The 18,469-nt window shown below is 65.8% G+C and carries 23 protein-coding genes; 9 read left to right on the plus strand and 14 right to left on the minus strand.

All coding sequences use genetic code 11. The features are described 5' to 3' along the window. Positions 1-77 precede the first annotated feature (77 nt). On the plus strand, positions 78-1,793 hold the full coding sequence (locus VGN66_RS09905; RefSeq protein WP_327519362.1) for a putative bifunctional diguanylate cyclase/phosphodiesterase: 1,716 nt from the start codon (positions 78-80) through the stop codon (positions 1,791-1,793). Here the strand turns inward: VGN66_RS09905 and VGN66_RS09910 are convergent. The 5 genes from VGN66_RS09910 to VGN66_RS09930 all read right to left on the minus strand — a co-directional run bounded on the left by VGN66_RS09910 (position 1,763) and on the right by VGN66_RS09930 (position 5,076). Then, positions 1,763-2,968 carry a CCA tRNA nucleotidyltransferase gene (locus VGN66_RS09910; RefSeq protein WP_327518660.1) on the minus strand — a complete coding sequence of 402 codons (1,206 nt, stop codon included), beginning with the start codon at positions 2,966-2,968 and terminating at the stop codon, positions 1,763-1,765. The two genes, VGN66_RS09905 and VGN66_RS09910, sit on opposite strands and share 31 nt — an antisense overlap. Next, positions 2,956-3,558 (minus strand): CoA pyrophosphatase, encoded by a 603-nt coding sequence (locus tag VGN66_RS09915; protein WP_414713197.1) that lies wholly within the window; start codon positions 3,556-3,558, stop codon positions 2,956-2,958. Before VGN66_RS09915 ends, VGN66_RS09910 begins: the two co-directional genes overlap by 13 nt. Continuing rightward, positions 3,555-4,118, minus strand: a complete 564-nt coding sequence (locus tag VGN66_RS09920) for a DUF1285 domain-containing protein (protein ID WP_327518661.1) — start codon at positions 4,116-4,118, stop codon at positions 3,555-3,557. The genes VGN66_RS09915 and VGN66_RS09920 overlap by 4 nt, the downstream gene beginning before the upstream one ends. A gap of 40 nt (positions 4,119-4,158) precedes the next feature. Continuing rightward, on the minus strand, positions 4,159-4,641 hold the full coding sequence (locus VGN66_RS09925) for an N-acetyltransferase (RefSeq protein ID WP_327519364.1): 483 nt from the start codon (positions 4,639-4,641) through the stop codon (positions 4,159-4,161). Between the two features lie 87 nt (positions 4,642-4,728). After that, positions 4,729-5,076: a hypothetical protein gene (locus VGN66_RS09930; protein WP_327518662.1), complete on the minus strand. Its 348-nt coding sequence runs from the start codon at positions 5,074-5,076 to the stop codon at positions 4,729-4,731. Between the two features lie 206 nt (positions 5,077-5,282). Here VGN66_RS09930 and VGN66_RS09935 point away from each other — a divergent pair, with 206 nt between their 5' ends. Then, complete coding sequence (locus tag VGN66_RS09935; RefSeq protein WP_224923295.1) at positions 5,283-5,654, plus strand: dihydroneopterin aldolase; 372 nt, start codon at positions 5,283-5,285, stop codon at positions 5,652-5,654. A 31-nt stretch (positions 5,655-5,685) separates the two neighbouring features. Here VGN66_RS09935 and VGN66_RS09940 read toward each other — a convergent pair whose 3' ends face one another. Beyond that, complete coding sequence (locus VGN66_RS09940; RefSeq protein WP_327518663.1) at positions 5,686-6,441, minus strand: hypothetical protein; 756 nt, start codon at positions 6,439-6,441, stop codon at positions 5,686-5,688. Positions 6,442-6,790: 349 nt separating this feature from the next. Here VGN66_RS09940 and VGN66_RS09945 point away from each other — a divergent pair, with 349 nt between their 5' ends. The 5 genes from VGN66_RS09945 to VGN66_RS09965 all read left to right on the plus strand — a co-directional run bounded on the left by VGN66_RS09945 (position 6,791) and on the right by VGN66_RS09965 (position 9,837). After that, a complete protein-coding gene (locus VGN66_RS09945; protein ID WP_327518664.1) occupies positions 6,791-7,429 on the plus strand; it encodes an energy transducer TonB in 639 nt (212 codons plus the stop codon). A 79-nt stretch (positions 7,430-7,508) separates the two neighbouring features. After that, positions 7,509-8,273, plus strand: coding sequence for a MotA/TolQ/ExbB proton channel family protein (locus VGN66_RS09950; protein WP_224923292.1), 765 nt, complete (start codon positions 7,509-7,511; stop codon positions 8,271-8,273). 102 nt (positions 8,274-8,375) lie between these two features. Then, positions 8,376-8,852 (plus strand): biopolymer transporter ExbD, encoded by a 477-nt coding sequence (locus tag VGN66_RS09955; RefSeq protein ID WP_327518665.1) that lies wholly within the window; start codon positions 8,376-8,378, stop codon positions 8,850-8,852. Between the two features lie 24 nt (positions 8,853-8,876). Then, positions 8,877-9,305: a biopolymer transporter ExbD gene (locus VGN66_RS09960; protein WP_327518666.1), complete on the plus strand. Its 429-nt coding sequence runs from the start codon at positions 8,877-8,879 to the stop codon at positions 9,303-9,305. 169 nt (positions 9,306-9,474) lie between these two features. After that, a complete protein-coding gene (locus VGN66_RS09965; protein ID WP_327518667.1) occupies positions 9,475-9,837 on the plus strand; it encodes a tetratricopeptide repeat protein in 363 nt (120 codons plus the stop codon). Positions 9,838-10,051: 214 nt separating this feature from the next. On the opposite strand, the gene dcd is transcribed toward VGN66_RS09965, so the two are convergent. The 4 genes from dcd to VGN66_RS09985 all read right to left on the minus strand — a co-directional run bounded on the left by dcd (position 10,052) and on the right by VGN66_RS09985 (position 12,385). After that, complete coding sequence (gene dcd / locus VGN66_RS09970; RefSeq protein ID WP_294014723.1) at positions 10,052-10,606, minus strand: dCTP deaminase; 555 nt, start codon at positions 10,604-10,606, stop codon at positions 10,052-10,054. A 179-nt stretch (positions 10,607-10,785) separates the two neighbouring features. After that, positions 10,786-11,235 carry a cytidine deaminase gene (locus VGN66_RS09975; protein WP_327518668.1) on the minus strand — a complete coding sequence of 150 codons (450 nt, stop codon included), beginning with the start codon at positions 11,233-11,235 and terminating at the stop codon, positions 10,786-10,788. Beyond that, positions 11,232-11,906: a GH25 family lysozyme gene (locus VGN66_RS09980; RefSeq protein WP_327518670.1), complete on the minus strand. Its 675-nt coding sequence runs from the start codon at positions 11,904-11,906 to the stop codon at positions 11,232-11,234. Before VGN66_RS09980 ends, VGN66_RS09975 begins: the two co-directional genes overlap by 4 nt. Beyond that, on the minus strand, positions 11,903-12,385 hold the full coding sequence (locus VGN66_RS09985; protein ID WP_327518671.1) for a UPF0262 family protein: 483 nt from the start codon (positions 12,383-12,385) through the stop codon (positions 11,903-11,905). The genes VGN66_RS09980 and VGN66_RS09985 overlap by 4 nt, the downstream gene beginning before the upstream one ends. 93 nt (positions 12,386-12,478) lie before the next feature. Here VGN66_RS09985 and VGN66_RS09990 point away from each other — a divergent pair, with 93 nt between their 5' ends. Beyond that, the gene (locus VGN66_RS09990; RefSeq protein WP_327518672.1) at positions 12,479-13,993 is read left to right on the plus strand and encodes a replicative DNA helicase; all 1,515 of its coding nucleotides are present in this window, start codon (positions 12,479-12,481) and stop codon (positions 13,991-13,993) included. Positions 13,994-14,011: 18 nt separating this feature from the next. Here VGN66_RS09990 and VGN66_RS09995 read toward each other — a convergent pair whose 3' ends face one another. Then, positions 14,012-14,872 (minus strand): hypothetical protein, encoded by an 861-nt coding sequence (locus tag VGN66_RS09995; RefSeq protein ID WP_327518673.1) that lies wholly within the window; start codon positions 14,870-14,872, stop codon positions 14,012-14,014. A 111-nt stretch (positions 14,873-14,983) separates the two neighbouring features. On the opposite strand from VGN66_RS09995, the gene VGN66_RS10000 reads away from it, so the two are divergent. Further along, positions 14,984-15,655 carry a hypothetical protein gene (locus VGN66_RS10000; RefSeq protein ID WP_327518674.1) on the plus strand — a complete coding sequence of 224 codons (672 nt, stop codon included), beginning with the start codon at positions 14,984-14,986 and terminating at the stop codon, positions 15,653-15,655. A 4-nt stretch (positions 15,656-15,659) separates the two neighbouring features. Here the strand turns inward: VGN66_RS10000 and VGN66_RS10005 are convergent, their stop codons facing one another. The 3 genes from VGN66_RS10005 to VGN66_RS10015 are packed head-to-tail and all read right to left on the minus strand — an operon-like array spanning position 15,660 to position 18,469. Further along, entirely contained in the window at positions 15,660-16,430 is a 771-nt protein-coding gene (locus tag VGN66_RS10005; protein WP_327518675.1) for a phosphoadenylyl-sulfate reductase, read from the minus strand. Further along, positions 16,423-16,845, minus strand: coding sequence for a DUF934 domain-containing protein (locus tag VGN66_RS10010; protein ID WP_327518676.1), 423 nt, complete (start codon positions 16,843-16,845; stop codon positions 16,423-16,425). The genes VGN66_RS10005 and VGN66_RS10010 overlap by 8 nt, the downstream gene beginning before the upstream one ends. Next, complete coding sequence (locus tag VGN66_RS10015) at positions 16,838-18,469, minus strand: nitrite/sulfite reductase (RefSeq protein WP_327518677.1); 1,632 nt, start codon at positions 18,467-18,469, stop codon at positions 16,838-16,840. The genes VGN66_RS10010 and VGN66_RS10015 overlap by 8 nt, the downstream gene beginning before the upstream one ends.

Here is an 18,469-nt window from a genome sequence, read left to right on the forward strand (position 1 = left end):
TTTTGGTGGCGAACAGGCGGATTCAGGGGGGCGCTCTTCAGGTCCGTTTAACCAAATGCGCCTAACCCGCTTTGGTGATGTTGCTCTCGCGCCGCCGTAAGGACAAGCCAGTCCCCGCGCCCGTCCTCGTGACGGGGCAGGACCCGCGCGTGCTCGGCCCGGCGCACTCGGCGCAGTTGCTCAATCTGCTGCCGATCCCCGCTGCGCTGGTCGAACGTACTGCCGGTGGACTGGTATTCGAATCGGTCAACCGCCCGTTCCGGCTTTCCGGGCTTGGTACGACCGCAGAGCAGTCGCCGGTGATCCGGCATCTGGGCGCGCGAATCGTCGCCTTCCTCGATTCGGACGCGACCGAGAGCGAGTTTGACTGGGAATTGGGCGACGCGGTCGACGCGCGCTTCTTCCGCGTCCGCATCTCCCGGCGCAGCATGGACCGGCATCTTGGCCAATGCCTCGTCACGCTGATCGACCATACATCGGAACTACGGACCCAGCGCAGCCTGCGCCGCGAAATGCTGACCGACAGCCTGACCGGCCTGACCAACCGCGCCGGGTTCGGCGAGGATCTGGAAAGCGAGATCGAGCGCGTCGGGATAGAGCGATTCGCCATCCTCGTGATCAATCTCGACCGGTTCAGCCGCATCAATGCGTGCATGGGCGGCCTCGCTGGCGACGAGCTGCTGATTTCGGTCGCGCGCCGGGTCAAGGGCGCGCTGCGCGGCCATGACGTGCTGGCACGCACCGGCGGCGACGAATTCGCGATCCGCCTCGAACTCGATGAAGGGCTGCAGGACGCGCTCCATGTCGCCAAGCGCATCCAGAACGCGCTGACCACCCCGTTCCGCCTGTCGGACTTCGAAATCCGCGTCGATTGCGCGATCGGCATCGCGATCGGCGAAGGCGAGCGCGGCGACGCCGAAGAGCTGATCCGCCACGCCCAGTTCGCGATGAAGCGCGCGAAGAAATCGGGCCGCACCGAAGTCTATCAGACCCGCGCGTTCGACGTGGTGCGCCAGGAATTCAGCATCGAGACCGAGCTGCGCCGCGCGCTCGACAATGGCGGGCTGACGCTCAATTTCCAGCCGATCTGCGACCTCGCCTCGGGCAAGATCGTCTCGTTCGAGGCACTGGCGCGCTGGACGACCGAGAGTGGCATCGCCCTGTCCCCGGTCGAGTTCATCCCGGTTGCCGAGGAATCGGGCCTGATCGTCCCGCTCGGCCGCTGGGCGATGCATGAGGCCGCCCGCGCGATTTCAGTGTGGGATGCCAAGGCTGGCGGCGATTGCGGGATCAAGGTCGCGGTCAACCTCTCGGCGATCCAGCTGCAGCGCGACCAGATCGCCCCGATGGTCCAGGCCGCGCTTGAGGCCAATGGCGTCGATGGCAGCAAGATCACCCTCGAACTCACCGAAAGCGCGCTCGTCACCGATCCCGACCGCATCGCCCAGACGATGCAGGCGCTCAAGGAACTCGGCACCACGCTGGCGATGGACGATTTCGGGACCGGCTATTCCAACCTCGCCTATCTTCAGAAGCTGCCGATCGACGTGCTCAAGATCGACCGCAGCTTTGTGTCGGGCATGCTCGCCGACCGCGACAAGGTGGCGATCGTGCGCGCGATCCTCAGCCTCGCCCAGGCGCTCGGCATGAAGACCACGGCGGAGGGGATCGAGACCAACGAACTCGCCCAGACGCTTGCGGCCTTGGGCTGCAATTACGGGCAGGGCTTCCTCTATTCGCGCCCGCTGTGCATCGATCAGGCCTATTCGCTGCTGCTCGAACGCAACGCCTGATCCGCCACCGCGTCGGCGATTTCCCCGAGGCGCGCAGCATCGGGAAACCCCTCTTCGACCCACTGGCTCTCCACGGCACGCAGCGCCCGCGCCACGTCCGGCCCCTTGCTCAGCCCGCGCTGGATCAGCGCACCGCCACTCAGCGGAAGGCGCGGAATGTCCCATCCGGTCAGGTCGCGCGCAGCATCCACCGCGCCATTTGCATCGAACAGGAACAGGCGATCGATCGCCTCCTCGCGGCCAAGCCGATAAGCGGCGCTGCGCGGCGACCCCAGCAGATCGGCTTCGGTCGCGCCGATCAGCCGCTTGCGCTGGATATTGGACAGTTTGAGTCGGGCGCCGACCGCTTCGGCGATGGCCGCATCGGCGGGGAGCAGAGCGGCGAGCCGACGGATCGGGTCGGGATCAAGCCCCGCCTGCGCCTCCAGCACCCCGACCCGCGCGAATCGCTCGACCGACACGATTTCGGGCAGAACGGGGCGAAAAATGCCGCGTTCCAGCATCAGCGCGATCACCCGCACCGCGTCCTTCGCCACCACCAGCTTGAGCAGTTCGTCGGCAATCCGCTCCCGCGACAGCGCCATCAGGTCGTTGGCGCGCGCGGTGCAGGCGTCGAGCGACTCCGCATCGGGGCTGTCCCCGAACCGCGCCAGGAAGCGGAAGAAGCGCAGGATGCGCAGATGATCCTCGGCAATGCGGCGCAGCGGGTCGCCGATGAACCGGACATGCCGGGCCGCCAGATCGGCGCGCCCGCCGAAATAATCGAAAATCTCGCCCGTTTCCGGGTCGGCGTAGAGCGCATTCATCGTGAAGTCGCGCCGCGCCGCGTCTTCCTTCCAGTCGTCGGTGAAGGCGACGGTGGCGCGGCGGCCATCGGTGGTCAGGTCGCGGCGCAGCGTCGTCACCTCGACCACCGTCCCGCTGCTGACCGCCGTGATCGTGCCATGCGCAAGCCCGGTCGGAATGGCCTTGATCCCCGCGCCCTCCAGCCGTCGCATCACTTCTTGCGGGTCGAGCGGGGTGGCGATGTCGAGGTCGGACACCGCGATGCCGAGCAGCGTATCGCGCACCGCGCCGCCCACGACGCGCGCATTGCCCGCCCCCAGCGCACCCGTCAGCCGGTCAAGGCCGGGCCAGTGCCGCCACGGCGCGTCGGGCAGCGTCAGGGTGTCCATTTGAGCCGCCGCGACAGATTGACCAGCATCGCTGCGGTCGCGCCCCAGATCCGGAAATCCTGCCATAAAATCTCGTAGAAATGCCGGTCGCGGCCCTGCCATTCGACGCTGGATTGCAGCTGGTTGGCGGGATCGAGCACATAGTCGAGCGGCGCTTCGAAAATCGCCGCAACCTCGCCCGGTTGCGGCGTCAGCACCAGATCGGGCGGGATCACCGCGACAATGGGCTGCACTTCGAACCCGGTGACGGTGCGATAGCGATCGGCCAGCCCGACCAGCTCGACCGCGTCGGGCTCCAGCCCGATCTCCTCGTGGGCTTCGCGCAAGGCAGCGGCGGTCGCATCGGCGTCTTCGGGGTCGATCCGCCCGCCGGGAAAGGCGACCTGCCCGGCATGGCGGCGCAGCGTGTCGGTGCGCTGGGTCAGGATCAGGCCGGGGCGGGGGCGGTTGGTTACCGCGACCAGCACTGCAGCGGGCATCGGCACGCCATCCGCAGCCGCGGGTTCGTCGAGGACATCGCCGACGATCAGTTCGGGCGCCTCGTCATGCTCGGCATCCAGCGCCGCGCGCAGCCGCTCCGCCAGCGTCACGCCGGGGCCATCGCAAAGAACGCGCCGTTGCTCCACACGCCCGGCGGCTCCGAGCCATTGTCGAGCGCGAGTGCGGCCAGCTCATAATAGACCGGCCGCGCGACCAGCGCCTCCAGCCCACGGCGGACCTGAAGATAGGGGTGGGGGCCGTCGTCACGCTCGACGAAGCGCAATTCATGGTCCGGCCCGGCGGGGATCAGGTCCCCGGTGTTGAGGCGGAACGCGATTCGCGCGTCGGGTCCGACACCCTCGACCTTCATCTCGACCGCGACGAACGCGGCATCCTCGACATCGATGTCGAGCTTTTCGACCGGGGTAACGAGCACATGGCGGCCATCGGCCTCGCGCCGCAGGATTGACGCAAACAGCCGCACCATCGCCGGGCGGCTGATCGGCGATCCCTGATGAAGCCACGTCCCGTCGCGCGCGATGCGCATGTCGCTATGCCCGCAATGCGCCGGGTTCCAGCTGTCGACGGGGGGCAGCTTTTGCTCATCCGCCAGCCGCGCGATCTCGGCGAGCGACAGGCTGGCGAGGTCGGGGGGCGGGGTCATCGGCATCGAAATGCCGTTAGGCGCTTTTGGCCGCCGGGGTAAAGGGTCAGCGGCGCGGACCCACCGTTCCGGCGCGGTCCGGGGCCGGGCCACGCGACAGCAACCGCGCGCGTTCGAACGGGCCGGGCAGCCGCCACGCGCCGGTGTGCGCGGCGTCGAAACCGAACTGCGCGTAATAATCATGGTCGCCGATCAGCATCAGCACGCCGTCGCCCGCGCCTTCGATGGCTTTCCACATCAGCGCCCGGCCGATCCCGACATTCTGCCGCTCGGGTGACACCGCGACCGGACCAACCAGAATCATCGGCATCACGCTGCCATCATCGCCCGCCAGTTCGACCGGCCAGCACTGGATTGATCCGACCAGCGTCCCCGCTTCCACCGCAGCAAAGCTCAGCGCCGGTACTGCGTCCACCCCAGCGCGCAGCCGATAGGCGGTGCGCCCATGGCGGTCGGCCCCGAACACCCGGTCGAGCAGATGCTCGACCGCATCGCGATACACGTCGCCCAGGGGAACAAGCTCGAACAGGTGCAATCTCCAGCCGCCCGGAGCACAGATGCCGGGGGCGCGCGCCTTTAGCCCCGAAACACAGTGCGGCCTAGCGGAATAAGATGACTATCTGGCGCGCACCGTGATCACGCGCCGGTCGTTCCCATAGGCGTTTGGATTGAAGGTTACCGCATCGCCCTCGACGGACACCAACCGCATATAGCCGAATATCTTGCTGACGAGTGTGACGCTCAGTCCGACCGGATCAACCAACGCCAGCGCATAGCCGTTGGTGAGAAAACCGGATTTGCGGACCGGGATGAGGATGCCGCCGCGATACTCCAGGGCGTGCGGATCGACGCGCCACCGCGCCAACGGGCGGCCATCGACCAGCAGCGTGCAGGCTTCCGGCCCGCCCTGCCCAATCTCGGCGCAATCGGTGAAGGTGAGCGCGTGGCCCGCAACTGTCACCATCCGCTGTTTCTTCCTCGCTATGGCTGGGGTCGCACGCCCCACGACCTCGGTCGATCCTACGCTAAACCGAAGCAACCCGCCATGCATGCTCCATCCTCGCGGGGGCGGAATAAGGCGCTGCCCGACCGCCGCCGCCGGAACGGCCATTGCCGTTTGTGGGGGCGCAGCCTATTGGCGCGCGATCATTTTCCCCGAGGGGCTTTGCGTTGCACGATCTTCTTCAGCTTCAGGTTCGCGATCTCGAGGTTCAAGTCCTCACCGGCGTCTATTCCGAAGAGACGCATCTGCCCCAGCCGCTGCGCATCTCGATCACCGTCGACATGCTGCCCGGCGATCCATTCCGGCCGGACACACCGCTCGACGCGTCGAAATCCTATCTCGATCTCAAGCACGCCGCGAGCGGCGCGCTGCCGCCGGGGGTGCATTTCACGCTGATCGAGGGTGTCGCCGACCATATCGTCGAGACGCTGATGACCGGCGATTCGCGCATCCGCCGCGTCGAGGTCGAGATCGTGAAGCTCGCCATCGCCGAAGCGGACGAGCGCATCGGGATCACGCTGGTACGGCACCGCAAGTAGCGTTCGGCCGGAGCCGCCGCTCCATCAGCGCCTACCGCTTGCACGGCCCCAGCTGCTCCAGCACGAACCGGTAATCCTCGCGCGCCGCCGCGACATTCGCCGGATCCTCATCAGCGATGCTGGTCGCGGGCAGGGCGCGCGGCAGGCCACAGGCGAGCCGATACCATAGCAGCGTATCGCGCTGCGGCGCGGCGGCGGCATCGTCGACGATCTCGCCCAGCGCCACCGCCCAGCGGCGCTGCTCCCCCGGCCGCCGCAGGATCGACAGCGAAATCGGCGCGCCCGTCGCGGTCTGGACGAACACCTGCGTCTCGCCCTCGCCCGGCAGTGATCCCTGAACATGGAATGCGTTGCCAAGCCCGGTGATCGCCGGCGGCGCATCGGGGGCGATCACGTCACGCGCGATCCGACGGACCAGTGCGTCCAGATCTGCGCTCCAGTCGCGCTGGGCGTCGCGCGTGGTGAGCTGGATCATCGTCGCCTGACCCGCGACCGGGCGCGCGAACAGCAATACGCGGCGCTTGGCGAGCTTGGGTGCCCGCCCGCGCGCATCGAGCGGCACATCGACGACATAGCCGACGCGCGTCGCCATCGCCGCATCGGCGCGAATCAGCGCCAGCACATCCGCCTCAACATAGAATCGCAGATGCCCGGCGGGCACGTTCGCGGCCTCCGGCCCCTTGATTCGCGTCGCGCTGCGGATGCGCGCATCGACGATCGCGGGTGCACCAATCACCAGATCGGCGACCTGCGCATAGGGTGGGAGAACGACCCCGGATTCAGCCACCAGCTGGGCCGAGGCCTCCGGCAAGAGCGACGGAGAAGCCGCACAAAATGCGGCACAAAGCGCAACGATACGGGTACGAAACATGTGATTCATTCTACGCAGATGTCTCGCTGGCATACAGAAATATTTCTGCCACGTGCGGATTATACGTTTATTGCGTCCGACAAAGCGTTTGCGTCCCGCAAAACGCCGCGATAGGACTCGCGCCGCCGCCGGTCGGTCTTACGATTGCCCGACCGGGAGAGCCACGCCGATAATGATGCCAGGGTGCCGGGCAACGGCGCGGCGAACGAAGGAGTTTAGTTGCTGAATGGCCTACGCAGATCGTGATGTAGGAGGCAGTCGGGTCGTGGCGATCGTGTTCGTCTCGGTCATCCTCGCCATTCTCGGGTACGTGTTCGTGACCGGGCTTGCCTACAAATATATCAAGGAAAAGGCGGAGGAGATGGAAGTCTTCGACGTCCAGGAACCGCCGCCCCCACCTGAGGAGGTGCCTCCCCCGCCGCCGCCGCCGGACTCTCCGGTCCCGCCGCCGCCTACCACCGTCGTGGTGCAGAAGCCGATCGTTCAGGTTCCTGCCCCTCCGCCGCCGGTGAGCGTGTCGAACGTGATTCCGCCGAGCCAGCCGCCGACGCCGCCCGCGCCGCCGGCTCCGCCCGCGCCGCCACCGCCGCCACCGCCGCCTGCGATCAGCAAGGCTGCGGCCGCACGCGGCAACCCCGGCTCGTGGGTGACACCGGATGACTATCCGCCCGCCGCGCGTCGCGCCGGCGACGAAGGGTCGGTCGGCATCACCTTCACGATCAACGCCCAGGGGCGGATCGAGAATTGCCGTGTGAGTGCATCGTCGGGCTCGTCCGCGCTCGACAGTGCGACCTGTAGTCTTGTGACCCGTCGCGGTCGCTACTCGCCTGCGCTCGACGCGGCCGGGAACGCGGTCTCTGGCGGTACCAAGTCACTACGGTTCCGCTGGCAGCTGGAAGACTGACGGGCGGGCGCGCCTCGCGCGCCTGGCCTCACTACTGACATCACAATCTTTATCTTTATCTCAAGGGAAAGAACCGCACATGTTCACCACCATCCTCGCCGGAGCCGCCGCCGCCCCGGCCCCCGCCGCGAACTTCGACATCCTGCACGCGATGAACGAAGGCGGCGTGATCGCTTGGGGTACCGCGATCATCCTGACCGTCATGCTGTTCTTCTCGCTCTACATCCTGTTCACCAAGGTGTTCGAACAGCAGAAGGTGATGAACCAGTACAAGCGCGTCCGCGCTGCCTTCTGGCAGGCCGGCAGCCTGCGTGAAGGCGCTGCGAAGCTCGAGAAGAACTCGGCCTATCGCCAGATCGTCGACGACGCGCTGCTCGCCCAGGACCAGTACAAGGAACTGACCGATCCGATCGAAGCGCATGACTGGCTGCACGGCTCGCTCAAGCGTTCGCAGGACGCGATCAACTCGCAGCTGGGTGGCGGTCTCGCCTTCCTCGCGACCGTGGGTTCGACCGCACCGTTCATCGGTCTGTTCGGTACCGTCGTCGGCATCTTCCGCGCACTGATCAAGATCGGTGCAGCGGGCGACGCGTCGATCGGCACCGTTGCCGGCCCGGTCGGTGAAGCGCTCATCATGACCGCGCTCGGCCTCGTCGTCGCGGTTCCCGCAGTGCTCGCCTACAACTGGCTGCAGCGCCGCAACAAGTCGATCGCAGAAGACCTCAGCGGCTTCTCGAACGACGTGCTCGGCTACCTGGCTTCGGACGGCCGCGTGCGTCCGACCGTGAAGGGTGCGAAGGTTGCGCCGAAGGCGCCGCCGGTCGCGACGACTGCCAAGGCCTGAAGCTTCGACTGACGACCGTGCGGTGGCGGCGCGCCGCCCCGCACGGTCAGCCATCGGGCCAACTGGGTCCGGGGACAGGATGCGAAAGATAGGATTGCGCCAATGGCGATGAGTACTGGCGGAGGCTCCGCCGAAGACAAACCGATGTCGGACATCAACACGACGCCTCTGGTGGACGTCATGCTGGTTCTGCTCATCATCTTCCTGATCGCGATCCCCGTCGCGATTCAGTCAGTCGAGCTTGAGCTGCCCAAGACGCAGTTCGAACCGACCGAAACCAAGAAGGAAAACGTGCTGCTCGCGGTGCGCGCGGACGAGAACGGTACGTGCCAGGTGTTCTGGCAGATGACGCCGATCACCAGCACCGAGTTGCTCAAGCGTGCGAGCGACAACCTCAAGGCGGTGGTCGATTCGATCGGCGAGGCCAACCTCAAGCCGGACGACATTCCCGAAGTGCACATCCGCGGCGATATCAATACGCCGTACAAGTGCATCGGCGGCGTGGTCTATACGATGCAGAATGCGGGCTTCGTCAAAGTCGGCTTCATCTCGCAGCCGCAGCTGGGCGCCGCCCAGTAAGCCCAAGGTTCAGGAGTACACGTCATGGCAATGAGCGCCGGCCAGGAAGATGGCGAGCCGATGATGGAAATGAACACGACGCCGTTGATCGACGTCATGCTCGTTCTCCTCATCATGCTGATCGTCACCATCCCGCCCCAGTCCCACGCGGTGAAGGTCGACCTTCCCCAGAATCAGGGACCGCAGACTCCGCCTCCGGTGGAGCCGACCAAGAACAAGATCACGATCGAACCCGATGGTCGCATCTATTGGAACGGTAGTGAGGTCAACGACGTCACGCTGCGTCAGTATCTGGATGCGAGCCTTCAGATCTCGCCGGAACCCGAACTGCATTTCCAGCCCAACCCGCTGGCGCGCTATGAGCGCGTCGACGAGGTGCTGGCGATCATCAAGCGGTCGGCGGTCACGAAGCTTGGCTTCGTCGGCAACGAGCAGTATCGCAACGACTTCTGATCGCTCCGGCGACCAGTGGAAGCATCAAAGGGCGGCTTAGGCCGCCCTTTTTTGTTGTCCTTTCAACGCGATGGCCCGCGGACGGTCGATTGCAATCAACGCATTTGCTCTCATGAAACATTAGTGACACGTTTGTGTCATTGAAATGTAATATTAGGAGAGAGTGCAGATGCGTAAGTTGCTCGCCTCGATTGTCGTCGCTGCGCCGCTGGCGCTGACCCCGGCGGTGCAGGCCCAGACGACCGAACAGCCCAACGCCCATCTCGCCATCGCGGCCGGCGACCATGACCTCGCCGAACGGCAGCTGCTGGCTGAACAGCGCATCTTCCCGACCCGTCCCGAAGTGATGCTGAACCTCGCCGCCGTCTATGCCCGCACCGGTCGAGTAAGCGAGGCGCGCGCGCTGTACCACCGCGTGCTGGCGCAAAAGCCGGTCGCAATGGACGTCAGCGACGGCCAGATCGCCCCCTCGCACGCCGTCGCCCAGCGCGGCATCCGCCTGCTCGATTCTCAGCAGATGGCGGGTCGCTAGAGCTTGATACCCCGGGCGAGCCCATTGGCTTGATCGACCTTTTATTCCCCTCCCTGAAAGGGAGGGGCTAGGGGAGGGTGTAGCGGTGGGCGGGGCTCGATGCCCCGCCCGTCGCTTTTCTTCCTGACCGGTGGGAGTCTCTGAAGCGCGACGCGCGCCCCTCCCCCGACCCCTCCCGTTCCGGGAGGGGAGCGCAATCGCTGCCGGCGACCCCTTAAAGCCGCGGCAGCGTAACCCCGCGCTGGCCCATATATTTGCCCGCGCGGTCGGCATAGCTCGTCTCGCACGGCTCGTTCCCCTTGAGGAACAGGAACTGGCACGCGCCCTCGTTCGCATAAATCTTCGCGGGCAGCGGCGTTGTATTGGAAAACTCCAGCGTGACATGTCCCTCCCATTCGGGCTCGAGTGGCGTCACATTCACGATGATCCCGCACCGCGCATAGGTCGATTTGCCAAGGCAGATGACCAGCACGTCGCGCGGCACCCGGAAATACTCGACCGTCCGCGCCAGCGCGAAGCTGTTGGGCGGGATGATGCAGCAATCGGTCTGGCGATCGACAAAGCTGGTCGACGAAAAGTCTTTCGGATCCACCACCGCACTGTCGATATTGGTGAAGATCTTGAACTCGTCCGCCACCCGCGCGTCATAACCATAGGAGGACAGGCCGTACGAGATACACCCCTCCCGCCGCTGCGCCTCGACAAACGGCTCGATCATGCCGTGATTGAGGGCCTGTTCGCGAATCCAGATGTCGGAAAGAATGCTCATATCGTCGGCTGTAATCCGGATTCCAGGCGGACGGAACGGTTCAGTCGCACCAAGCTGCGAAGTTTCCGCCCCACCTCCGTTTGCCCTGAGCTTGTCGAAGGGCGGCAGGCTGATCTCGAGGCGTGGCGCAGGTGCTTCGACAAGCTCAGCACAAACGGGCCCTGGGTATGCGAACCGGTTTACCCAATCCCCAAATTCCCCGGCCCAAACGCATGCGGCAACAGATCGCTCAACCGATGCGTCTCATATGCCTCGCCCTCGGCCCCGGCGCAGTACACGGCAAGGTCGCGACCACCCAGCTGTGCAGCTTCATTCAATACCTGCCGGCACCGGCCGCACGGGCGGATCGGGTCGCTGCCATGCGCCACGCCGTCGGTCATCATCCCCCCGATGATCCCGACCGCGACCACCTCACGCAGCCGACCCTCGGCATTCGCCCGCGCCGTCGCCACCGTCTCGGCACACAGCGAAAGGCCATAGCTCGCATTCTCGAAATTGCAGCCGGTGACGATGCTGCCATCGGTCATCAGCAGCGCCGCGCCGACCGCGAAGTTCGAATAGGGCGCATGGGCTTTGCGCGCGGCCTCACGCGCGGCGGCGATCAGGCGGGGGGCTTCGGTCTCGGTCATGGGGCGATCACGTTCCAGTTCACGGGGCGCTCGGCCCCTTCGATGCGGCGGATGGTGCTGGCCTGCCACAGACGCCACGGGCGGGCGGAATAGGCGGGCGGGAAGAACATGCCGGTGCTCCACAGCGGGCGGTCGATCGCCCCGCTGATCTGATAGTGCGCCTCGAACTCCGGGGTGATGCGCAGGATCACCGGCTTGCCGCTATGCGTCTCGATCGTCGCGGCGAGCTGGCGCACCTCGCCCAGCACCACGTCGCGCTCGGGCCGGGCGGGGCAATCGTCGCGAAAGCCAAGCTCGATCGCCACCGGCAGCGCATCGGCGTCGCGCGGCACGGTCGCGGTGAAATTCCCCGCCTGATCGCTCGCCAGCTGGCACAGCGAATAGGCATGCAGCGCCCCGCGCCGCACCCCCGCCTCATAGATGCCCGCCCAATTCTCCGCGAACAGTGCGTCGCGCACATCGGCGCCCACCGTTGCGCGGGCATAGGCGAAGTCGAGGCTGCTGCTGCGCGCAGTGAACCAGTCGATCTTCCCCGCCTCGTCCGACACGTCGATGCCCTGCTGCGCATAGTCGCTGCGTGGCGGAGCCCAGGCAATCGCCCACATCCACGCGCACACGCCGACCAGCGCCAGCGCGAGGACAATCCCGGCCCAGATGCGCACCGCCTTCATGCCTTGATGTGCAACACACAGATCAGCGTGAACAGCCGCCGCGCAGTCGGATGGTCGACCGCGATCTTGCCGTCCAGCCGCTCCATCAACAGCCGCGCGGCCTCGTCATGGATGCCGCGCCGCGCCATGTCGATCGTCTCGATCTGCGTCGGCGTCGCGCTGCGGATCGCCTGGAAATAGCTGTCACAGATCGCGAAATAATCGCGGATCGGGCGGCGGAATGCGGCGAGGCTCAGGATCAGCGTCTCCAGAGCGCTGTCATCCGCGCGCTTGATGTCGAGCTGCAACCGCCCCTCGGGCACCGACAGCGCGACGCGGTACGGCCCGGCATAGCCATCGGGATAGGCGCGCTGCGGCGCGAAGCTGTTCTCCTCGATCAAATCGAAGATCGCGATCCGCCGCTCCTGCTCGATATCCGCCGAGCGCCACAGAATCGTGCGCTCGTCCAGCGTGACATCGATGATCCGGGGATCGGCCATGCGGCGCATCTAGGGGGCAGGGCAGCCTTTCGTCCACAGGTTAAACAGGCTGTTGCGGGTTGAGCCAAGGCGGCGGGAATGGGAAAGGGGGACATGGCCACACTCGTTTCGATTCCTCCCGCCCCGGCGGATGCCGCCCCGCGCCTGCCCCAGAATCCGGAGGCGGAGGCCGCGTTGCTCGGCGCGATGATGATCGACAACCGCCTTGCCGACGACATCGTCGAAGTGTTGCAGGACCAGCATTTCTTCGAACCGGTCCACGGCCGCATCTTCAAGGCGATCAAGACGCTGCGCAAGCAGGACATGCTGGCGACGCCGGTGACGCTCAAGCCCTTGTTCGAAAAGGACGAGGGGATGGCCCAGCTGGGCGGTCCGGCCTATCTCGCCCAGCTTACCGGGTCGGGCGCGGGCCTGATCGGCGCGCGGCAATTTGCGCGCCAGATCTACGACCTCGCTTTGCTGCGTGAACTGGTCACGGTCGGCCGCACGATGGTCGAAAAGGCGCTCGACACCAGCGAGGACGTCAACCCGCGCGAACAGATCGACCGCGCCGAAGAAGCGCTGTTCAAGGTCGCGGCCGACGGCGGCACCGCCAACACGGTCAAATCCTTCAACGAAGCGACCAAGGTCGCGCTGGAAAACGCCAAGCGCGCGCAAAGCGCGGGCGGCGGGGTCGCGGGCGTCACCACCGGCTTCGATTCGGTCAATGGCCGGATCGGCGGTCTGCACCACAGCGATCTCATCATCCTTGCCGGCCGTCCCGGCATGGGCAAGACCTCGCTCGCCACCAACATCGCCTATAACGCCGCGCGCCGCCTGATGGACGATATCCGCCTCGGCATCAGCGCCAAGGAATCGATCGGGGCGAAGGTCGCGTTCTTCAGCCTCGAAATGTCGGCGGACCAGCTCGCGCTGCGCATCCTGTCCGAACAGTCCAAGATTCCGTCCGAATCGCTGCGTATGGGCAATATCAGCAAGGCCGAGTTCGGCCAGCTGGCGCAGGCGGCGGCGGACCTGGAGCAATTGCCACTCTATATCGATGACACCGCCGGCCTGACGATCAGCGCGCTGCACAGCCGCGTGCGCCGGCTCCAGTCCAAGCATGATGGCGAGCTCGGCCTCGTGATCATCGACTATCTCCAGCTGCTGACCGGCAGCGGCAACAACCGCGACGGCAACCGCGTGCAGGAAATCTCGGAAATCAGCCGCGGGCTCAAGACGCTGGCGAAGGACATCAACGTTCCCGTGATCGCCCTGTCCCAGCTGAGCCGCGCGGTCGAAAGCCGCGAGGACAAGCGCCCGATGCTGTCGGATCTGCGCGAATCGGGCTCGATCGAGCAGGACGCCGACATGGTGTGGTTCGTGTTCCGCGAGGATTATTACGTCGCCGCCCGCGAACCCAAGCGCCCGCGCGAAGGCGACGATCCCAAGACGTTCGAGGATCACGCCAAATGGGCGCTCGACATGGAGCGCGTCTATGGCCTCGCCGAACTGATCATCGCCAAACAGCGCCACGGCGCGACCGGCAAGACGCTGCTCAAGTTTGAGCCGAGCTACACCAAGTTCACCGACTATGCCGGCGACATGGTGGCCGAGCCTTACGAGTAAGGCCCGGCCCCCGGCCGATTAAAACCGCTGGTGCCGCGCACCGTCGATCGTGTCGCAATCGCCGCGGAAGCGGTAGCTCGACAGGCCCTGGATGTTGATCCGCCCGCTCATCCGGTCGATCGTCACCCGCGGCTTGTTCAGGCCGTTGAGGCGATAGGTCGCGCGGACGCTGCGGCGATCGGTGTAGACATCGTTCAGGTCCCACCACCCGTCGCGGTTGGTGCCGCCCGAATGGATCGGCGGGATCAGCGATCGGGGCAGGCGGATGCGCCCGCCGCCATCCCAGATCTGGATCATCACCGACGCATCGAATTGCTGCCGGGTCAGCTCGGTGCGGTTGCCGAAATCATAGCGGCCGCTGTCCCAATTCCACTGCCAGCCCCAGCGATTGGCAAGCGCGGGCTTCTGCCCCTCACCGAAACAAACCAGGCCGAGCGAAATCGGACGTCCGCCGGGCCAGCCACCGGCGCCTCCGGGGCCGCCCGCGCCGGGCCGATCCGGACGACCGGGCCGGTCATCCCAATCGGGGCGGCCGGGCCGATCGTCGCCACCGGGCCGGTCGGGCCGCCCGCCGCCGCCCGCCTGCTGGCGACAATCGGGTGCAGGCGCAGTGACAATTGAATCGTACCGCCCGTCGACCGTGGCGATCGACACGCACAGCCGGCGATCGGCATTCCACCAGAACGCCCATTTGCGGTCGCGCCCGGTTTCGCCGCGGACAAAGGTGTAGCCGCGGCGCTGCAACTCGCCTTCGGCCTGCCCGGCCCGCGCGCCGACCATGTCGCGCAGGTCATAGGGGGTGTTCTGCGCATAGGCCGCGGCGCTCAGACCCATGGTCATGGTCACGGCGGCGGTGGCGAAATATGTGGAGCGTCGCATCGAAATTCTCCTGCAATCAGAAGGGCGAATGCTTCAACCTTGTCGAGTCGCGCCAATCGGGCGCATGCTGAGGCTATCGGTATTTCGGCCCTGACGAAAGGTGCGCCCGCGATGCATTTGATGAGCCTGCTCAAGTCGCTGGACGACCTGCTTTACGAGGTGATGTCGTGGCTCGTCTTCTATCCGCTCACCCTGTGGCGGGTGCTGCGGCGGCCGCTGGTGATGATGGATTATTCCGACCGCGAACTGCACCAGAGCGCCGGCGAGCAATATACCGACACGCTGACGCCGCCGCTGTTTCTGCTCGTCTCGCTGCTGCTGTCGCACGCGATCGAGCTCGCCTTTGTCGGCGACAATGTTCTGGTGCGCAGCAATCATGGCCTCGCCGCGCTGGTCGATGACGACACCAGCCTTGTCATCCTGCGCCTCGTCACCTTCAGCGTTTTTCCGCTGATGTTCGCGGTGCGGCTGGTCCGCGCCCAGCACAAGCGGCTGACCCGCGACTCGCTCCGCCCCGCTTTCTACGCGCAATGCTATGCGGCGGCCCCGTTCGCGCTGCTGATCGGGATCGGCACGCTGCTCACCACCGTGCATCGCGTTACATGGGCGGTGCCGCTTGGCCTCGCCATCATCGCGGCGACGCTGCTGATCTATTTCGTCGTGCAGGCGCGCTGGTTCGCCGAGCATCTCAAACGCTCGATCATCGCGGGGCTGGGGCAGGCCGCAATCGCGATGGGCGTCAGCCTGGTGATGATCCTGCTGGTCGCGCCGCTGTTCGCTTGAACGGTCAGAACACCGGGAGGTCTGGGTCGCCGTCGTCGACCGGCGTGTGAATCCCGCACTCGGTCTTTTCCCAGCCGACCCAGCGGCCCGAACGCGGGTCTTCGCCCGGCTTCACCTTGCTGGTGCACGGCGCGCAGCCGATCGACAGGTATCCCTGCGCCTCCAGCGGGTGGCGGGGCAGGTCGTTCGTCGCGAAATACGCCTCGATATCCGCCTTGGTCCAATCAGCGAGCGGATTGACCTTCAACTTGCCCGCCGCATCCACCTCGAACCGGGGGAGGGCGTTGCGGGTGCTCGCCTGAAACGCCTTGCGCCCGGTGATGCTCGCGTCGAACCCGGCCATCGCCGCGTCGAGCGGCAGCACCTTGCGGATCTCGCAGCAGCCATCGGGGTCATAGGACCAGCGCAACCCGCTCCCGTCCTTCTTCTCAAGCAATGCAGGATCGGGCGTCAGCACCCGCAGCCCGGTCAGCCCCAAGCGCTCCGCCAACGTATCGCGATAAGCGAGCGTCTCGGGAAAATGCTTGCCGGTGTCGAGGAACAGCACCGGCACCGCCGGATCGATCGACGCGACCAGATGCAGCAACGCCGCGCTCTCCGCGCCGAACGACGACACCAGCGCCACATCACCGACCATCGATTCGGCCAGCACCGTGCGCAACATCTCCTCCGTCGATACACCGCGGAACAGATTGTTGAGCCGCAGTGCATCGCGCTCGGTGAAGGCCGGGCCGGTATCGATCCGGTCGATCTTGCGGGCGGTCACGCTACCCATGCCGCCGCTTCCAGACGGGCACCGCCCCGTCCGCTGCGCTCTGATACACTGCGTCATAGCGCGCGAGGCTCGCGGCCAGCACCGCCTCGTCCACCGGCGCTTCGGGCGCAAAGCTATCAAAGCCGCAGCGGCGCATCAGCGGGATCTGGTCGACCAGCACATCGCCCTGTGCCCGCAGTTCGCCAGCATAGCCCGCCTCGCGCAGGATGCGGCCCGCCGAATAGCCGCGCCCGTCGCGGAACTTGGGAAAGCTCACTTCGACCAGCGACAGGCGATCGAGATGCGGGATCAACGCGCGCGCATCTTCGCTCGATTCAAGCCGGACCGCGGTCGCGTTGGACTGACCCAGAAACACATCGAGCGTCACTGCAGGCTCGTCATGCGGAGCGTCGTCGCGATAGCGCAACTCAACCATAGATCGCCTCCTTGAACGGGGCCATGCCGATGCGGCGATAGGTGTCGAGGAAGCGTTCGCCCTCCGCGCGTTCGCGCAGATACACGTCGGTCGCGCGCTCGACCGCGTCGACAATGCCGTCCTCGCTGAATCCGGGGCCGGTGATCTGGCCGAGCGACACATCCTCCGCCCCCGATCCACCGAGCGAGAGCTGGTAGTTTTCGACGCCTTTCTTGTCGACGCCCAGGATGCCGATATGCCCGGCATGATGGTGGCCGCAGGCGTTGATGCAGCCGCTGATCTTCAGCTTCAATTCGCCCAGCTCGCGCTGCCGCCCGAGATCGGAAAAGCGCGTGGCGATCTTCTGCGCCACCGGGATCGACCGGGCGTTGGCGAGGCTGCAATAATCCAGGCCGGGGCAGGCGATGATATCGCTGATCAGGTCGAGATTGGCGTCGGCCAGTTCGGCCTCGACCAGCGCCTGCCACACCGCATACAGGTCCGCCTTGCGCACATGCGGCAGCACGATGTTCTGCGCATGCGTCACGCGCAGCTCGTCAAAACTGTAGCGTTCGGCCAGGTCCGCCATCGTGTCGATCTGCGCCGACGTGGCGTCGCCGGGAATGCCGCCGACCGGCTTCAGGCTGATATTGACGATGGCATAGCCGGGCGCCTTGTGCGCGGCGACATTCTGGTCGAGCCACACCGCGAAGTCGGGATCGCTGCGTTCGAGATCGTCGCTCAGGCCGCTCTCGAACGCCGGATCGGCGAAGTGAGCCGCGATCCGGTCGAACTCGGCCTTGGGCGGATCAATGCCCAGCTTCTTGACCGCGACAAACTCATCCTCGACCTGCGCGCGATAGCTGTCGGCGCCGATCTCATGGACCAGGATCTTGATCCGCGCCTTGTACATATTGTCGCGGCGGCCATAGCGATTGTACACGCGCAGACACGCCTCGATGTAGCTCAGCAGGTCTTCGAGCGGCACGAAGTCCTTGATCAGCGGCGCGATCATCGGGGTGCGCCCCATGCCGCCGCCGACATAGACCGCCGCGCCATGCACGCCGTCCTTCTCGACGATCTGGATGCCGATATCGTGCAGCCGCATCGCCGCGCGATCCTCATCCGCCGCGATCACGGCGATCTTGAATTTGCGCGGCAGATAGCTGAATTCGGGGTGGAAGGTGCTCCACTGGCGCAGCAATTCGGCCCAGGGGCGCGGATCGGTCAGCTCGTCCGCCGCCGCGCCCGCCCATTGGTCGCTGCTGATGTTGCGGATGCAATTGCCCGACGTCTGGATCGCATGCATCTCGACCGTCGCCAGTTCGGCAAGAATGTCGGGCGCGTCCTCCAGCTTGATCCAGTTATACTGGATATTCTGGCGCGTAGTGAAATGGCCGTAATCGCGGTCGTATTTGCGCGCGATGTGCGCGAGCATCCGCATCTGGCGGCTGTCGAGCGTGCCATAGGGCACCGCGACGCGCAGCATGTACGCGTGCAGCTGCAGATACAGGCCGTTCATCAGCCGGAGCGGCTTGAACTGGTCCTCGGTGATCTGCCCCGCGAGGCGGCGGTTCACCTGATCGCGAAACTCCTCGACGCGCGCTGCGACGATCGAGTGGTCATATTCGTCATATTTGTACAT

It is taken from the genome of Sphingomonas sp. (assembly GCF_035998645.1).
In the GTDB taxonomy this organism is placed as follows: Bacteria; Pseudomonadota; Alphaproteobacteria; order Sphingomonadales; family Sphingomonadaceae; genus Sphingomonas.

Bases quoted from the DNA above. Each gene is read 5' to 3' on its own strand.
- VGN66_RS09905 (WP_327519362.1), top strand. From the start codon at position 78: ATGTTGCTCTCGCGCCGCCGTAAGGACAAGCCAGTCCCCGCGCCCGTC.
- VGN66_RS09910 (WP_327518660.1), bottom strand. From the start codon at position 2,968: ATGGACACCCTGACGCTGCCCGACGCGCCGTGGCGGCACTGGCCCGGC.
- VGN66_RS09920 (WP_327518661.1), bottom strand. From the start codon at position 4,118: ATGCCGATGACCCCGCCCCCCGACCTCGCCAGCCTGTCGCTCGCCGAG.
- VGN66_RS09930 (WP_327518662.1), bottom strand. From the start codon at position 5,076: ATGGTGACAGTTGCGGGCCACGCGCTCACCTTCACCGATTGCGCCGAG.
- VGN66_RS09950 (WP_224923292.1), top strand. From the start codon at position 7,509: ATGTTCACCACCATCCTCGCCGGAGCCGCCGCCGCCCCGGCCCCCGCC.
- VGN66_RS09955 (WP_327518665.1), top strand. From the start codon at position 8,376: ATGGCGATGAGTACTGGCGGAGGCTCCGCCGAAGACAAACCGATGTCG.
- VGN66_RS09960 (WP_327518666.1), top strand. From the start codon at position 8,877: ATGGCAATGAGCGCCGGCCAGGAAGATGGCGAGCCGATGATGGAAATG.
- VGN66_RS09965 (WP_327518667.1), top strand. From the start codon at position 9,475: ATGCGTAAGTTGCTCGCCTCGATTGTCGTCGCTGCGCCGCTGGCGCTG.
- dcd (WP_294014723.1), bottom strand. From the start codon at position 10,606: ATGAGCATTCTTTCCGACATCTGGATTCGCGAACAGGCCCTCAATCAC.
- VGN66_RS09975 (WP_327518668.1), bottom strand. From the start codon at position 11,235: ATGACCGAGACCGAAGCCCCCCGCCTGATCGCCGCCGCGCGTGAGGCC.
- VGN66_RS09980 (WP_327518670.1), bottom strand. From the start codon at position 11,906: ATGAAGGCGGTGCGCATCTGGGCCGGGATTGTCCTCGCGCTGGCGCTG.
- VGN66_RS09985 (WP_327518671.1), bottom strand. From the start codon at position 12,385: ATGGCCGATCCCCGGATCATCGATGTCACGCTGGACGAGCGCACGATT.
- VGN66_RS09990 (WP_327518672.1), top strand. From the start codon at position 12,479: ATGGCCACACTCGTTTCGATTCCTCCCGCCCCGGCGGATGCCGCCCCG.
- VGN66_RS09995 (WP_327518673.1), bottom strand. From the start codon at position 14,872: ATGCGACGCTCCACATATTTCGCCACCGCCGCCGTGACCATGACCATG.
- VGN66_RS10000 (WP_327518674.1), top strand. From the start codon at position 14,984: ATGCATTTGATGAGCCTGCTCAAGTCGCTGGACGACCTGCTTTACGAG.
- VGN66_RS10005 (WP_327518675.1), bottom strand. From the start codon at position 16,430: ATGGGTAGCGTGACCGCCCGCAAGATCGACCGGATCGATACCGGCCCG.
- VGN66_RS10010 (WP_327518676.1), bottom strand. From the start codon at position 16,845: ATGGTTGAGTTGCGCTATCGCGACGACGCTCCGCATGACGAGCCTGCA.
- VGN66_RS10015 (WP_327518677.1), bottom strand. From the start codon at position 18,469: ATGTACAAATATGACGAATATGACCACTCGATCGTCGCAGCGCGCGTC.